General features: G+C 58.7%; 15 protein-coding genes. 6 read left to right on the forward strand and 9 right to left on the reverse strand.

What is annotated here, in order from left to right:
- Positions 1-76: 76 nt before the first annotated feature.
- Positions 77-982: a 30S ribosomal protein S6--L-glutamate ligase gene (gene rimK, locus HFK74_RS12720; protein ID WP_020795792.1), complete on the reverse strand. Its 906-nt coding sequence runs from the start codon at positions 980-982 to the stop codon at positions 77-79.
- Positions 979-1398, reverse strand: coding sequence for an ATP-dependent zinc protease (locus HFK74_RS12725; protein WP_231989933.1), 420 nt, complete (start codon positions 1396-1398; stop codon positions 979-981). Before HFK74_RS12725 ends, rimK begins: the two co-directional genes overlap by 4 nt.
- A gap of 276 nt (positions 1399-1674) precedes the next feature.
- Here HFK74_RS12725 and HFK74_RS12730 point away from each other — a divergent pair, with 276 nt between their 5' ends.
- The 3 genes from HFK74_RS12730 (at position 1675) to HFK74_RS12740 (ending at position 4917) form a co-directional block, all read left to right on the forward strand.
- Positions 1675-2079 (forward strand): RNA-binding S4 domain-containing protein, encoded by a 405-nt coding sequence (locus tag HFK74_RS12730; protein ID WP_046815335.1) that lies wholly within the window; start codon positions 1675-1677, stop codon positions 2077-2079.
- A 214-nt stretch (positions 2080-2293) separates the two neighbouring features.
- Positions 2294-3196 (forward strand): Hsp33 family molecular chaperone HslO, encoded by a 903-nt coding sequence (gene hslO / locus HFK74_RS12735; RefSeq protein WP_008057584.1) that lies wholly within the window; start codon positions 2294-2296, stop codon positions 3194-3196.
- A 179-nt stretch (positions 3197-3375) separates the two neighbouring features.
- Positions 3376-4917 (forward strand): phosphoenolpyruvate carboxykinase, encoded by a 1542-nt coding sequence (locus tag HFK74_RS12740; RefSeq protein WP_180203815.1) that lies wholly within the window; start codon positions 3376-3378, stop codon positions 4915-4917.
- Positions 4918-4977: 60 nt separating this feature from the next.
- Here the strand turns inward: HFK74_RS12740 and HFK74_RS12745 are convergent, their stop codons facing one another.
- The 6 genes from HFK74_RS12745 to HFK74_RS12770 all read right to left on the reverse strand — a co-directional run bounded on the left by HFK74_RS12745 (position 4978) and on the right by HFK74_RS12770 (position 9859).
- Positions 4978-5832 carry a DMT family transporter gene (locus HFK74_RS12745; RefSeq protein WP_180204145.1) on the reverse strand — a complete coding sequence of 285 codons (855 nt, stop codon included), beginning with the start codon at positions 5830-5832 and terminating at the stop codon, positions 4978-4980.
- Positions 5833-5877: 45 nt separating this feature from the next.
- On the reverse strand, positions 5878-6231 hold the full coding sequence (locus HFK74_RS12750) for a DUF1493 family protein (protein ID WP_180203816.1): 354 nt from the start codon (positions 6229-6231) through the stop codon (positions 5878-5880).
- Positions 6231-7505, reverse strand: coding sequence for a type II toxin-antitoxin system HipA family toxin (locus HFK74_RS12755; RefSeq protein WP_180203817.1), 1275 nt, complete (start codon positions 7503-7505; stop codon positions 6231-6233). Before HFK74_RS12755 ends, HFK74_RS12750 begins: the two co-directional genes overlap by 1 nt.
- Positions 7502-7996 carry a helix-turn-helix domain-containing protein gene (locus tag HFK74_RS12760; protein WP_180203818.1) on the reverse strand — a complete coding sequence of 165 codons (495 nt, stop codon included), beginning with the start codon at positions 7994-7996 and terminating at the stop codon, positions 7502-7504. The genes HFK74_RS12755 and HFK74_RS12760 overlap by 4 nt, the downstream gene beginning before the upstream one ends.
- Positions 7997-8196: 200 nt before the next feature.
- A complete protein-coding gene (locus tag HFK74_RS12765) occupies positions 8197-8493 on the reverse strand; it encodes a hypothetical protein (protein ID WP_180203819.1) in 297 nt (98 codons plus the stop codon).
- Between the two features lie 301 nt (positions 8494-8794).
- On the reverse strand, positions 8795-9859 hold the full coding sequence (locus HFK74_RS12770) for a S8 family peptidase (protein ID WP_180203820.1): 1065 nt from the start codon (positions 9857-9859) through the stop codon (positions 8795-8797).
- 262 nt (positions 9860-10121) lie between these two features.
- Between HFK74_RS12770 and HFK74_RS12775 the strand changes: the two genes are divergently transcribed.
- The 3 genes from HFK74_RS12775 (at position 10122) to HFK74_RS12785 (ending at position 13885) form a co-directional block, all read left to right on the forward strand.
- Positions 10122-12050 carry an ATP-dependent DNA helicase RecQ gene (locus tag HFK74_RS12775; protein ID WP_180203821.1) on the forward strand — a complete coding sequence of 643 codons (1929 nt, stop codon included), beginning with the start codon at positions 10122-10124 and terminating at the stop codon, positions 12048-12050.
- Positions 12051-12171: 121 nt separating this feature from the next.
- Positions 12172-13398 (forward strand): 3-hydroxyacyl-CoA dehydrogenase, encoded by a 1227-nt coding sequence (locus HFK74_RS12780; RefSeq protein WP_180203822.1) that lies wholly within the window; start codon positions 12172-12174, stop codon positions 13396-13398.
- Positions 13399-13465: 67 nt separating this feature from the next.
- Positions 13466-13885 carry a thioesterase family protein gene (locus HFK74_RS12785; protein WP_180203823.1) on the forward strand — a complete coding sequence of 140 codons (420 nt, stop codon included), beginning with the start codon at positions 13466-13468 and terminating at the stop codon, positions 13883-13885.
- Positions 13886-13950: 65 nt separating this feature from the next.
- Here HFK74_RS12785 and HFK74_RS12790 read toward each other — a convergent pair whose 3' ends face one another.
- Positions 13951-14433 (reverse strand): glycine zipper domain-containing protein, encoded by a 483-nt coding sequence (locus HFK74_RS12790; RefSeq protein WP_180203824.1) that lies wholly within the window; start codon positions 14431-14433, stop codon positions 13951-13953.
- Positions 14434-14626: the final 193 nt, after the last annotated feature.

Here is a 14626-nt window from a genome sequence, read left to right on the forward strand (position 1 = left end):
TCTGCGGCCAACCGTAAACCTGTGGGAGCGGGCTTGCCCGCGAAGGCGGCCTTCCAGCCGCCAAATAGTTCAGGGTTTAACCCTTGCCTTTGGTCCGCGTCATGTTCGGCCCGCCATTCTTCTCCAGGTGCTCGATGATGATCCCCGCCACGTTCTTGCTGGTAGTGGTCTCGATCCCTTCCAGGCCTGGCGACGAGTTCACCTCCATCACCAGCGGCCCGTGATTGGAGCGCAGGATATCCACCCCTGCAACGGCCAACCCCATGACCTTCGCCGCGCGCAGTGCGGTCATGCGTTCTTCCGGGGTGATCTTGATCAGGCTGGCGCTGCCACCGCGATGCAGGTTGGAGCGAAACTCCCCGGGTTTGGCCTGGCGCTTCATGGCTGCAATGACTTTGTCACCCACCACGAAGCAGCGAATGTCGGCGCCGCCAGCCTCCTTGATGTACTCCTGAACCATGATGTTCTGCTTGAGGCCCATGAATGCCTCGATCACCGACTCCGCCGCCGTGGCGGTTTCGCACAGCACCACGCCGATACCCTGGGTGCCTTCCAGCACCTTGATCACCAGGGGTGCACCGTTGACCATTTCGATCAGGTCGGGAATATCGTCCGGCGAGTGGGCAAAGCCGGTGACCGGCAAACCGATGCCCCGACGTGAGAGCAATTGCAGTGAGCGCAGTTTGTCCCGCGAGCGAGCAATGGCCACCGATTCGTTGAGCGGAAAAACCCCCATCATTTCGAACTGGCGCAACACCGCGCAGCCATAAAAAGTAACCGAAGCACCGATTCGCGGGATCACCGCGTCGAAGCCTTCCAGTGGCTTGCCGCGGTAGTGGATCTGCGGCTTGTGACTGGCAATGTTCATGTAGGCGCGCAGGGTATCGACCACCACCATTTCATGGCCGCGTTCGGTACCGGCTTCGACCAGGCGGCGGGTGGAATACAGACGCGGGTTACGCGACAGCACAGCGATCTTCATGCAACACCTGTGGAGGAGGTAGATACCGGGAACACCGGCTTGTCTTGTACATATTTGATACCCGGATTGACGACCAACTGGCCATCAATCAGGGCTTTGGAACCAAGTAGCAGGCGATAACGCATGGATTTGCGGCAGGCGAGCGTGAACTCGACCCGCCAGACCCGATCGCCGAGGGCCAGGGTGGTGCTGATCACGTATCGCACCTGCGCATGACCGTTGGAGCTCTTAATGGTTTTTCGCGTCACCAGCGGTGCTTCGCAGCGCCGGTGACGCAGCTGCACCACCGTGCCCAGGTGCGCAGTGAAGCGCACCCACTGCTCGCCGTCGCGGTCGAAAGTCTCGATGTCGGTGGCATGCAGGCTGGAGGTGCTGGCGCCGGTGTCGATTTTTGCCCGAAGGCCCGCGACTCCCAAATCAGGGAGCGCCACCCACTCGCGCAGACCGACAACGGTCAAATGGTCAAATGTCTTCAAAGTTGCTCAACCGGTAGAAACCGCTCTGGCCGCAAGCGGCCGAATTCGCGGTATTCACGCAGAATAATGGTTAAAAGGCGACAGATATCTACGGCCCGGATTTCCAGCCCCACGGGGAGGTTCTGGAATGCCTGCATTGTAATCCGAGACGGCGTAATTCTTGGTACGAGAGAAACGGTAGTACAGTTCATCAATATTTCAGAACGAGGAAATCCCATGGCACAAAAAAACGACGAGGATGACAAAGTCCGGCTGGATAAATGGTTGTGGGCGGCGCGCTTTTACAAGACCCGTGCCCTGGCCAAGGCGGCAATCGAAAGCGGCAAGGTGCACTGCCGGGGTGAACGCTGCAAGCCCGGTAAGGAGCCGCGCATTGGTGATGAATTCGTGATTCGCACCGGTTTCGAGGAGCGCACGGTGGTGGTCCAGGCGCTGTCGATCGTACGCCGTGGTGCTCCCGAAGCGCAGACACTGTATGCCGAAACCGAAGCCAGCATCGCCAAGCGCGAAAACGCCGCAGCCGAGCGCAAGGCAGGTGCCCTGGGCGTGAGCACCGATGGCAAGCCGAGCAAGAAACAGCGACGGGATCTGTTCAAGTTCCGTGGCAGCAGCAACGAATGATTGACCGGCGCCACCGATCGCGCCTGTCGGGCCAGGACTTGTAATTGCGTCGGTGCGTAGCCATATGAGGTAATTAGTCTGCCGTGCATGTGCCGTTCGTCGTAAAGCGCACACAGCCACCGGGCTTCAGGCCACAACCCGGCAGCCATACGCTATAGCCAAGGCGTAACCTCGTTCTGTAACCACTTTTGTCACCCATTCAGATACCAGACTTATGACCGACTTACCGGATAACGACTTCACCCAACGCTTCATCTTCGATGACAGCGACACCCGTGGCGAGATGGTTTCGCTGGAACTCAGCTACGCTGAAGTCCTGGCCAAACACGCCTATCCGGAGCCGGTTGCGCAACTGCTCGGCGAACTGATGGCGGCCGCGGCATTGCTGGTCGGCACCTTGAAGTTCGATGGCTTGCTGATCCTTCAGGCCCGTTCCGAAGGCCCGATTCCGTTGCTGATGATCGAGTGCTCCAGCGAGCGCGACATCCGTGGCCTGGCCCGTTACGAGGCTGACCGGATTGCCCCCGACGCCACCCTGGCCGACCTGATGCCGGACGGCTCGCTGACATTGACCATCGACCCCAAGCAGGGTCAGCGCTACCAGGGCGTCGTCGATCTGGACGGCGAAACCTTGTCCGATTGCTTCACCAACTACTTCGTCATGTCCCAGCAGATTGGTACTCGCATCAAGCTCTGCGCCGACGGCCGCCGTGCCCGTGGCCTGTTGCTGCAGCAGTTGCCCGCCGATCGCCTGAAAGACGAGGAAGAGCGCGCCGCCAGCTGGCAACACCTCACTGCGCTGGCCACCACCCTGACAACCGATGAATTGCTGGGCCTGGACAACGAAACCGTGCTCCATCGCCTCTATCACGAAGAGCAGGTCCGTCTGTTCGACGTGCAGAAACTGCGCTTCCGTTGCAGCTGCTCGCGCGAACGTTCAGCCAATGCGCTGGTCAGTCTGGGTATGGAAGACGCGCAAAATCTGGTGCTCGAACACGGTGGTAACATCGAGATCGATTGCCAGTTCTGCAACCAGCAGTACCTGTTCGACGCCGCCGATGTCACCCAATTGTTCGCCGGAGCGGGTGTCGAGACGCCGTCAGATACCCGGCACTAAAACGGTTCAGCGCAGGTAAATTCACTGGAAAGTACCGCAATAGCGCCGTTACGACGGGAGGGCCCTACTCTTTTTGGGCTTTTCTGGCATAATCCGGCCCACTTTTTTCGCGGTAGTAGTGCACGACTTTCTACTACAAAACGTTTGGAGCACTCGGCCACTGGCCGACGGGGAACCTCATGACGCAAGCCAATAACGCCGTGTACACCGATCTGAGTGTTGATGATCTGGTTAAAGAAGCCCTCAACCGCGGTGAAGGCGAGCTTGCCGATACCGGCGCACTGGTTGTTCGCACCGGTCACCGTACCGGCCGTTCGCCAGTCGATCGTTTCATCGTTGATGAGCCAACCACCACAGGCGCCATCGCCTGGGGCCCGATCAACCGCAAGTTCCCGGCCGACAAGTTCGATGCCCTGTGGAACCGCGTTGAGGCGTTCAACAACGCGCAAGAGCACTTCGTTTCCCACGTGCATGTAGGTGCGGCTTCCGAGCACTACCTGGCCGTGAAGATGACCACCCAGACTGCCTGGCAGAACCTGTTCGGCCGTTGCCTGTTCATCAACCCGGCCCAGTACAACCCGGCTGGCCGTGAAGAGTGGCAAGTGCTCAACGTTGCCAACTTCGAATGTGATCCAGAGCGTGACGGCACCAACTCCGACGGTTGCGTGATCATCAACTTCGCGCAGAAGAAAGTGCTGATCGCCGGCATGCGTTACGCCGGTGAAATGAAGAAAGCCATGTTCTCGGTGCAGAACTTCCTGCTGCCGGCCGCCGACGTACTGCCAATGCACTGCGCTGCCAACATCGGCGAAGAAGGCGACGTGACCCTGTTCTTCGGTCTGTCCGGCACTGGCAAGACCACCCTGTCCGCCGATGAAAGCCGTTACCTGATCGGTGACGACGAGCACGGCTGGGGCGAGGGCGTGGTGTTCAACATCGAAGGCGGTTGCTATGCCAAGTGCATCGACCTGTCCGAGAAGAACGAGCCGGTTATCTGGAAAGCCATCAAGCACGGCGCGGTCCTGGAAAACGTCGTGATCGACGATGCCAAGCACGCCGACTACGCCGATGTCAGCCTGACCCAGAACAGCCGCGCCGCGTACCCGCTGGAGCACGTTGCCAAGCGTTCCGAAAAGAACCTGGGTGGCGAGCCTAACGCTGTAATCTTCCTGACCTGCGACCTGACCGGCGTACTGCCGCCAGTGTCGATCCTCAACGAAGAGCAAGCGGCCTACCACTTCCTGTCCGGCTACACCGCTCTGGTGGGCTCGACTGAAATGGGTTCGGGCAGCGGCATCAAGTCGACCTTCTCCACCTGCTTCGGCGCACCGTTCTTCCCGCGTCCGGCTGGCGAATACGCAGAGCTGCTGATCAAGCGCATCCGCGGCTTCGGCTCCAAGGTCTACCTGGTCAACACCGGTTGGACCGGCGGTGGCTACGGCGTCGGCAAGCGCTTCAACATCCCGACCACCCGTGCGGTGATCGCGGCGATCCAGAGCGGCGCGCTGATCGGCACCGAAACCGAGCACCTGGACACCATCAACCTCGACGTGCCAGTGGCCGTACCGGGCGTTGAAACTGGCCTGCTGAACCCACGCAACACCTGGGCTGACAAAGCCGCCTACGACGAAGCCGCCAAAGCACTGGCCGGCCTGTTCATCGAGAACTTCAAGAAGTTCGAAGTGAGCGACGCGATCAAGGCTGCGGGTCCTAAGCTGTAAGCGCTGGATTGAAGCCATGAAAAAGCCGCCCTTCGGGGCGGCTTTTTTGTGCGTGGCATTTCAGGTTTTCAGATGCAGGACAAACGCCCCGACCAACACCAGCACAACCCCCAGCACCTGCACCTTGCCTAGGCGCTCCTTGAAAAACACATACCCCAGAATCGCCGCAATCCCGCCTGACAACGTGCTGATCACCGTCACCACCGAAACCGATCCCGCCACCGCACCCCAGGCAAAGGATGAAAACCCGCCGAGGTTCATCAGGCTGGCACCGGTCAGTGTCAGGCAATTTTTCAGCGGTGGGAATTTCAGGCCGTCGTCGATCCTGAGCACGATTGCCACCAGCACGATCAGCCCGACAAGGTACGCGAGCCAGAGCATCGTCACCGGCCCCAGCACGGGTAACACGAAGCGACCTTGCAGCCAGAAACTGGTGCCGTAGAACACCGCCGCCAGCAGCGCATAGGCAATGGAACTGCTCGCCTGCGTGGTGTGTGGCACCTTCGGGTCGGAATGAATGCTGGAGAGGACCACGCCAATGACGCAGAGCGCGATGCACAGCAACTGGAGCAGGCTGATCTGCTCACCGCCAGCCCAGGACAACAACGTGGTCACTACGCCGTAGGAGGTCACCAGCGGCGCCACAATGGAGGCTTTACCCAGGGCGAAGGCCTTGGATAAGGCCAGGGCGCCAGACACGGTCAGCACAGCGGCAGCGACGCCGATCAACCAGACATCAAGCGGTGCGGCCATGGACCGGAGAATGAACACGGGGAAGGCGATCAGCAGCAGGCTCATGATGCTAAAGCCCAGCGCCTGACCAAAATATACGGCACGTTTGACGCCAACCGCGCGGGCGTTCAAACCCACCAGGAAATCCGTGCCGCCCCACAGCAAGGCGGCCAGCAAGCCCATCAATACGTCCACGCAATTTCCTTATTGTTATGCGCCGCGGACGCGCTACAGGCCTTCGAGCTCCCGGGTGTCCCAGCGTTGAGCCTTGATCGCTCGGTAGAGCATGCCGATGGTCAATGGTTCCTTGGCGCCGCGACCCTTGGCTTTGCGTTTGAGAAATACATCGTAGCCTTCGGGGTGAAAATAGCGATAACTGTCGTAATCCACGAAATCGATGGCGAAGTGATCTTCCAGGGTTTCGATCAAGTGTTGTGCATCGACACCGTTGCAGTTCAGGTCGAAATTGATCGAGGTATTGAGGCTGATGGTTTTTCGTTCGGGGAGGCCGAGTTCTTCGTGTAATAGCTGGATGAGCAAGTGCAGGGTGGGGTCGTCGGGGAGGTTGGAGGCGAGGATCATTAAGTAAGTCCTGCTAATTGAAATGCTGGTGCCATATTGTCCTGTTCACGTCTCGATAGCCCCAGTGCACCTGCTAGCGTTGGCCATTGGCTGACAACTTCCTTGAAGCGGTCAATGATGTTTTCTGCATCTGCACGGCTGACCCTGAAATACTCCGCCACTTCTCGAGCAAGCTCCAGATCCAGGGCATTGTCAGTATCGGTGATGTTGAGCTTCAAGCCATCCCCGTGGGCCACCGGGTTCATGTCATAGGCAGCAGACAATCGCCATCCCCGACCTGGATCAAGGATGAAGCCATGGTTACGCAGGTGATCGTCGGTGTTGGAGACCAGGATGTTGAAGACAATTCGAGACCATAACTCTCTTAGGTCCGCGTTGGTTTGCGAGCCATGTTCCATGAGAACTTCGGCCATCTCAAGGTAGCTTGCGCCGACTGACGCATCGTCACCGTCAACGCGATCAGTCATGGTCATGGCCGAAGCAAAATGCAGTCGGCCACCTCGTTCGGTGCGATCGAAGCGTTTCACCATGAAACAGTGATGATCGCTGGCGTAGCGTCGGGCAATACCGGTTGCAACTCGTATGCCGCAGTGATTGGCCAAGGCATTCACCACCAGTTCCCAAGCGCCAATGTCATAGTCATCGCGGGTGCTGGGGAACTTGGCAATCCACAAGTGACCGTGCTCGTCTGCAACGCTGGCCTTGGGGCGGGCACCACCCAGTGAACCTCCGGGTGCGATCAGCATTCTTAGCCATTCACGACCGTCGAGGGAGGTGTTGTCCGGATCATTTTCCAGAGAACGGCTTGCCTGTTCCAGTGCCCGCAACTCAATGAACGGCGGGGCGGGCACCCCATCACGATCATCGAGAAAGTTACCTTCGTCATTGAGCTTGTAGCGGATCGCACCGACCCGATAGAGGTCATGTACGCCTAACAGGAAGTCTGACTCGAAGAGCTTGCTGGCTTTGGCAACCAAACCGTCGCGAATATCTCGCTCCAGTCGCCGCTTCATCAGCAGTTGACCCCAGCGATCCGGGCTTGAATCAGCGAATATGCCGAATCGGCTTTGATGCTGGCCGGGGAACTGACGACCTTCATAGAGCCCGATTCGAGGGTCCAGCGGTGTGAAGTTCAACTCGGGGTCTGCCAGCGCCGAAGTGTCGTACTCAAACTCGAAAATGTCCGTGGAACGGGCTTTCCGGGCATGCAGGAAACCGAGGCGTCTCGGGCCATTCAAGGATTCCCAATCGGCATACACCGCAATCCGGGTCATTTTTCACCTGTTGTGGGCTTGGTTTTTTTCTTGGTCAACAGATTGGAAAGTGAGTGGGTATTGAAGGGGAAGTCGGTAGATAGATCTGCTGTCTGGGGCGCACTTTCAATCACTTCAGAGTCCTTTCCATGAGTTGGAGATGATTTTTTTGTTGGGCTTATCCTGCGTACTCGCCGGTTCGTGCCTGCGGTGGAGGTTGATCCGGGTTTCAGTTGTGCATCCTGCAGTTGGCGGCCCACTTCATCGGTTGCCGCGAGGCTGTTCAAGTCTTTTTCCAGACCTAGAATTTGCATGACGGACAGATACGCTCCGATGGTCACCCCTGACCCACCTGATTCCAGAGAGCGTAAGGTTGTTAATGACATGCCCGCCCTCTCGGCCACTTGTTTAGCTGTGAGCTTGCGGCGTAGGCGAGCGAGTTTCAGTCGTTCGCCGAACTCGGAAAGTAGCCGGGAAGTGGCTGGCAAAAGTGGGGCTGTCTTCTTTGCCATGTGCCAATATTCCTTCATCTTTAATTGCTAATTGCCAGAATAATAGCACTTATAGGATGGGTGTCGCTTTCGTCAACGCCTATTGAAGGTTTTGTGGAGGGTCACATTTAAGCTGCCATTATTCCAGCTGAATGGCAGGAAAATAGCCAGAATAATGCCAGTTTGTTCTGGTGTGAGGCCCTGTGATGGGCCATTTGAACTCAGATCGGGGCTTTCCAGTTGAGCAACCGTTGCCGAGCGATGTCGAGCAGGTCGTTGCCGTCCTGGGTCAGCAGGTACAGCGCGTTGACGATGTTGGGGATGTCGCTGGCGTCGGCCTGTTTGAAGCACAGGCAGTACAAGGTTTCCAGCAGGCCGCTGGCGGCGCGGATGCGCTGGCGGGCGGCGTCGAGGATTTCCAGGGGGTCGGCCTCGGTGTCGATCACCAGCACTGGGGTTTCGCTGTTACTGGACTTGAGCAGGTGATAGCGGTCGGTCAGTAGATCGGCGTTGTTCATCGAGGTGGGTCCTGTGCGAAATCGGCAAGTGCGCCCGGCATTCAGAGACACTTTTTCAGCTGCGCCGGAAACTATAGAGGCGCGTGCTGCCGTGCGACAAGACGGCTGTGATGGACAGGTTTTGTAGGGCTTTTATTGTTTTTGAGGACGTGCCCTACAGATTGTTTGAGTTTTTTGCTGTGGACCTGCTGCTGGTAAAAAAGCCTACAGAGATGTTGGCTACGGCGAGGCAGACTTCGACAGAGGGCGTGTCATAAACCGTAGGGCGTTTCGCTATTGCGTGCTGAACAACCCATACGACTTACTTGACCAAAACCTTTGGCACCTGGCGCGATGCCGCATCGAGATCCATTAATCCTCTACCGTACGCCTCACTGTTGGCATAGATGCCAGTCCGGTTTGCCGTCGACAGCAGACGCTCGCGTACTTGCTGCGCGGTGAGTTCGGGATAACGGCTTTGCAATGCCGCCAATGCACCGCTGACCAGTGCGGCAGCAGGTGAGGTGCCTGCCGTCTGGGTGTATTTGCCATCCTTGCTGGTGGTTAGCAAGCCTTGCCCTGCACCGGAGTCGCCGCCCGGTACGGCGATGCACCAGTCTGCCGCCAGGCCACAATAATTGGATTTGGCATTGATGGCGCTGCCGTCGTTTTTCAACGCAACCACCGCAATCCAGCCTTTCTCCAGTTCGGGTATGGCGACAGGTAAGCCGGGTTCAGCCAAGGGTTCTCGTTTCAGTTCATTGCCGGTAGGGAAAACAAATACGGCACCGTTCTCAACCAGTTTTCGCGCGGTAATGAGTGATTGCGGCATGACTTGCTTGTAGCGTGCCTCGTTGATTTCGGTCGCCGGAATGGCGTTGGCCCACGAGTTGTTGAGGATGCGCGTGCCCTTTTCGAAAGCTGCCTGCCAGGACTGTGCGATTTCACTGTCGAAGAAAAATGGTTCGTTGTCGTCACCAAAGCGATAGGGAATAAGCTGTGCATTGAACGCAACGCCGTGCATGCCTTGGTCATTCTTGTTAGCTGCGAGAATGCCTGCCATCTGGGTGCCATGGCCGACCCGGTCAATGGTGCCGACCTGATTCTCGACATAGTCAAAACCCGGATCACGGAGCCGTCCTTGAAACTCCGGCAAGCTGCTGTTCAGGCCCGAGTCGATCAGTGCGACAGCCACACCCTGGCCGGTTCCGCCGCGGGCATAAAGACTTGATGCTTTGACAATCGCCAGACCTTTTTGGGCTTGATACTCCGGCGTTTCGAATGCAGCAGTGTCAGGGGAAGGTCGTTCCGGGACGGTCAGGCATCCGCTCAACAGCACGGGAAACGCCAGGACGAGGGCGAATGGTGAACGGGATGTTTGGGACATGATCGTTCCTTGATATAGATCCGCGTATCTCAGGCTTTCCGCATGATGAACACCTGACGGAGGTTGATGGAGATCAACCATACCGGCTGAGGGAAGCTTGGCGTCAGTTGGCAAAGTGCCTCGTGTGTTTCAACCTGTGGCCAAGGATCGGTGGATGGAACGCTGTATCATCCCGTATCGTTTTTGCCCCCGACCTTTTCTCGACTCGCTGCGATCGCCGGCTAGGCTTTGCTCATCGCAGCAGTCAACGGAGTGACAGCTTATGCACAACACCCTGGAACAGGTTTTCGGTTATCCACAGTTTCGGTCCGGTCAGGAGGCGGTGGTCAGCGCGGTGCTGGCGGGGCGCTCGGCGGCGGCGATTTTTCCCACCGGTTCCGGCAAGTCCCTTTGCTATCAGCTGTCGGCGGTATTGCTGCCGCACCTGACACTGGTGGTCTCGCCATTGCTGGCGCTGATGCAGGATCAGTTGGCGTTCCTGGAGCGGCACGGCATTGCCGCGGGCAGTATCGATTCGACCCAGGGTCGTGACGACGCGAGCGATGTCATGGCCCGCGCCAGGTCCGGCGAACTGAAAATCCTGATGGTCTCCGTGGAGCGCCTGAAGAACGAGCGTTTTCGTAATTTCCTGCAGCAGGTGCCCATCTCGCTGCTGGTGGTGGATGAGGCGCATTGCATTTCGGAATGGGGGCATAACTTTCGCCCGGACTACCTCAAGCTTCCGGACTATCAGCGCCAGTTCAACATCCCCCAGGCGTTATTGCTGACCGCCACCGCGACTCCGAAAGTGATCGCCGACATGCAGGCGAAATTCGCCATCGAACCTGGCGACGTGGTGACCACCGGTTTCTATCGGCCGAACCTCAATTTGTGGGTGGAGCCGGTTCGCGGCCAGGACAAGCGCCGACGCCTGGTGGAGTGGATGAGCCAGCGGCCCGGCCAGCCGAGCATTGTCTACGTCACCCTGCAGAAAAGCGCCGAGCACATAGCTGAGCATCTACAGCGCAATGGCATTCAGGCCGAGGCTTATCACGCCGGTTTGCCCCACGAGCAGCGCGACGGCATCCAGAAGCGTTTCATGGGCGGGCAGTCCAATTGCATCGTCGCCACCATCGCCTTCGGCATGGGCATCGACAAGAGCGACATCCGTAACGTGGTGCATTTCGACCTGCCCAAATCCATCGAAAACTACAGCCAGGAAATCGGCCGTGCCGGGCGAGACGGACAGCCATCGGACTGCCTGGTGCTGGCCAATCGCGACAGCCTCAACGTGCTGGAAAACTTCGTCTACGGCGACACGCCTGAACGGGACGGTATCCGCTACGTGCTCGACGAGATGCAGGCCGCCGCGCCCGAGGGGCAATGGGAGTTTCTGCTGGGGCCTCTGGCGGACCAGAGCAACATCCGCCAGCTGCCGCTCAAGACCTTGCTGGTTCAACTGGAGCTTCGTGGCTTGATCGCTCCGCGTTATGCCTATTACGCCGATTACCGGTTCAAATACCTGCAGGAGCCAGAGGCATTGCTGGCCCGCTTCGAGGGCGAGCGCAGGGATTTCGTCGCGGCGATCATCCAGACGTCCAGCCGTGCACGTACCTGGGCCACGGTGAATTTCGATGCGCTCTATGAGCAGCACCGGGCCGAGCGCAGTCGGGTGGTCAAGGCGCTGGATTATTTCCAGGAAAAGGGCTGGGTCGAGCTGGAAAGCAAGCAGATGACCGAGGTCTACAGCCTGCTGCAAAGCGGTTTCGACAGTGCCGCGTTGAGTGAAGAGCTGCACGCCGGTTTCACTCGGCATGAACAGACCGAGGTTGCGCGGATTCACGCCATGCTGGATCTGTTCGCCACTGATCGCTGCCTGGGCTATCGCCTGGCCGAGTACTTCGGTGACGAAAATGTGCCTCGCCAGTGCGGGCATTGCTCGGTTTGCCACGGGCAGGTGGCGCGGCTGCCTGCACCGCCGGCATTACCGGCGCTTGTGGATAAAAACTTCGAGGCATTGTGTAGCGGTTTTATCCACAGGCATCAACAACACACTGGGGAGGTGCCGTCGGCGGAGCGCGTGACGCGGTTTCTGTGCGGAATCAGTGTGCCGCTGTTTACCAAGCTCAAGGTGCGGACTATTTCGGGGTTTGCGGTCTTGGAGGATTATCCGTATGCCGAGGTGCGAGGGTGGGCCCAGGCACACCTCTAATCGGAGTCTGGCGGAGCGCATCCATCCGCTGAATGTTGCTCATCACAGGAATAAATTTCAAAAAGGCGCGGCGGCTGACTATGGTGAGGGCTGTCTTCGGATCGCCAACAAGAGAACAATCATGAGCCAGACACCATTCAATATTCAGCGCGCAGCCGTCATCGGCGCGGGCACCATGGGTCGAGGTATCGTCATGTGCCTGGCCAACGCCGGGGTGGCGGTTCAATGGGTCGATAACAATCCGCAGATGCTTGAACAGGCACTGGTTACCGTGGCGGACACCTATGCCCACAGTGTTCGGCAGGAACGCATCGACCAGGTCGAGGCCGACACCCGCATCGCGCGGATCACGGCGGCCGCCGATTATGCGGCTATTGCCAATGTCGATCTGGTTATCGAAGCCGTCTACGAAAACCTCGAACTCAAGCAAGCCATTTTCCGGGAACTGGACGGTTTGCTCAAACCTGAAGCCATTCTGGCCAGTAACACCTCGGCACTGGACATCGACGCCATCGCCGCAGTGACTGGCCGCCCACAACAGGTCCTTGGCCTGCACTTCTTCAGCCCGGCGCACATCATGAAACTGCTGGAAATCGTCCGGGGCGCCAAGACTGCACCGGCGGTCATCGATGCGGCACTGGCGCTGGGCAAGCGCATGGGCAAGGTCAGCGTAGTGTCGGGCAATTGCGACGGCTTCATCGGCAATCGCATGCTCAATACCTACGTGCTGGAAGCCCGCAAGATGCTCCTGGAAGGCGCCTACCCCTATCAGGTCGATGCGGCGCTGCAAGGCTTCGGTTTCGCCATGGGGCCATTCCGTATGTTCGACGTGGTTGGCGTCGATCTGCAATGGCGCGCCCGGCAACTGTCCGGGGTGGGGCAGGATGCACCAGAGGTGCAGGTGGATAACCATCTGTGTGAACAGGGCCGTTTTGGTCAGAAGAGCGGCAACGGCTACTACCACTATGAACCGGGCAGTCGTCAGGCTGAACACGATCCGCAGGTGGATGCGCTGGTGCTGGAAGTCAGCGAAGGGCTTGGCTTTCATCGCCGCGAGATTAGCCCGGAGGAGATTCTGGAGCGCTGCCTGCTGGCATTGGTTAACGAGGGCGCGAAGATTCTTCAGGAGGGGATCGCCGGATCGGCTCACGACATCGACCTGGTGTACCTCAACGGCTACGGGTTCCCGGTGGACAAGGGCGGGCCGATGGCCTGGGCGGATCAGCAGGGGTTGGCGGATATTCATCAACGCCTGATGGCGCTGGAGACCCGCCAGGGTGATCACTGGAGCCCGGCGCGGTTGATTGGGGATTTGGCGGCGGTTGGGAAAGGGTTTGCTGACAAGTGATTTGATGTGGCGCCTGTCCGGCGCCTTTCACTCTAGACTACCAACTCAACCCTAGGAACCAACACTGATGCCCCAACGCTCCGAATTCCCGCACTTCCAACCCATCACCACGCGCTGGCACGACAACGACGCCTACGGTCACGTCAACAACGTCACCTATTACAGCTTCTTCGACACGGCGGTGAACACCTACCTGATCGAAGTGGGCGGCCTGGATATCCACGATGGTGAGGTGGTGGGTTTCGTGGTGAGTTCGGCCTGCGATTACTTTGCTTCCATCGCGTTCCCGGACCGGATCGAGATCGGCCTGCGAGTGGGGAAATTGGGCAACAGCTCGGTGCAGTACGAGCTGGCGGTGTTCAAGGTCGGGGAAGATGAGGCCTGTGCAGCCGGGCGCTTTGTGCATGTGTTTGTCGACCGGGCGTCGAATCAGCCAGTGGCGATTCCGGCCGGTTTGCGCAGTGCGATGGAGCACCTGCTGGTTTAAAGCAGGCAAAAAAAATCGCAGCCCTCGGGCTGCGATTTTTATCTGTCACTTAAACCTTTCCGGTATCAGTGACGATGGCGATGCTTGCGATGGCCATAGGCATGACCGCGCCCCGGGTGGCCGTCACGGTAGTAGCGACGGTCGTGGTCACGATAGGAACGACGGTGATCATCATCGTCGTCATCATCAGCTTTGTTGCCCATGTAGTTACCCAGCGCGCCACCGGCGCCGCCGCCTGCCGCGGAGCCGATCAGGCTGCCGGTGGTGCCGCCCATGCTGCGGCCGACCACGTTACCGCCGGCTGCGCCCAGCGCACCACCAATGGCGGCTTCGCCACGGCTGTGTTTGTCTGCGCCGACCGCGCTACCACCCGCGCCGCCCAGGGCCGCGCCGATGGTGGAACCTGTACTGCCGCCAAGCGATTGGCCGACGACCGAGCCCAGAACCCCGCCCAATGCGCCGCCCACACCTGCTTCGGTGGTGCCGCCAGCAGAGGCCATGCCACTGACCAGGCCAAGGGACAACAAGAGAATCGAGGAGAACTTCATGGAGGAACCTCAAGGGGATGACGACGCGATCCTGAGGCTGTGCCATGGACGTGACAATCGAAATCCGACGAATAACACGACTTGAGCACATTTCTATAAGTTGCTGTTTTTTGGGCGGAACTTAATGCTTTTTCGCCGGTCTTTTACTACTTCGGATAGGCCGTTTTCATGAGAAAACGGCCTTTTTTGTGGG

It is taken from the genome of Pseudomonas sp. SbOxS1, assembly GCF_013416725.1.
Classification (GTDB): Bacteria; Pseudomonadota; Gammaproteobacteria; order Pseudomonadales; family Pseudomonadaceae; genus Aquipseudomonas.

Coding starts and splice junctions, on each gene's coding strand:
- HFK74_RS12745 (WP_180204145.1), bottom strand. CDS start 5,832: ATGGGCTTGCTGGCCGCCTTGCTGTGGGGCGGCACGGATTTCCTGGTG.
- HFK74_RS12790 (WP_180203824.1), bottom strand. CDS start 14,433: ATGAAGTTCTCCTCGATTCTCTTGTTGTCCCTTGGCCTGGTCAGTGGC.
- HFK74_RS12760 (WP_180203818.1), bottom strand. CDS start 7,996: ATGGCAAAGAAGACAGCCCCACTTTTGCCAGCCACTTCCCGGCTACTT.
- HFK74_RS12765 (WP_180203819.1), bottom strand. CDS start 8,493: ATGAACAACGCCGATCTACTGACCGACCGCTATCACCTGCTCAAGTCC.
- HFK74_RS12785 (WP_180203823.1), top strand. CDS start 13,466: ATGCCCCAACGCTCCGAATTCCCGCACTTCCAACCCATCACCACGCGC.
- HFK74_RS12755 (WP_180203817.1), bottom strand. CDS start 7,505: ATGACCCGGATTGCGGTGTATGCCGATTGGGAATCCTTGAATGGCCCG.
- hslO (WP_008057584.1), top strand. CDS start 2,294: ATGACCGACTTACCGGATAACGACTTCACCCAACGCTTCATCTTCGAT.
- HFK74_RS12730 (WP_046815335.1), top strand. CDS start 1,675: ATGGCACAAAAAAACGACGAGGATGACAAAGTCCGGCTGGATAAATGG.
- HFK74_RS12780 (WP_180203822.1), top strand. CDS start 12,172: ATGAGCCAGACACCATTCAATATTCAGCGCGCAGCCGTCATCGGCGCG.
- HFK74_RS12770 (WP_180203820.1), bottom strand. CDS start 9,859: ATGTCCCAAACATCCCGTTCACCATTCGCCCTCGTCCTGGCGTTTCCC.
- HFK74_RS12750 (WP_180203816.1), bottom strand. CDS start 6,231: ATGATCCTCGCCTCCAACCTCCCCGACGACCCCACCCTGCACTTGCTC.
- HFK74_RS12740 (WP_180203815.1), top strand. CDS start 3,376: ATGACGCAAGCCAATAACGCCGTGTACACCGATCTGAGTGTTGATGAT.
- rimK (WP_020795792.1), bottom strand. CDS start 982: ATGAAGATCGCTGTGCTGTCGCGTAACCCGCGTCTGTATTCCACCCGC.
- HFK74_RS12775 (WP_180203821.1), top strand. CDS start 10,122: ATGCACAACACCCTGGAACAGGTTTTCGGTTATCCACAGTTTCGGTCC.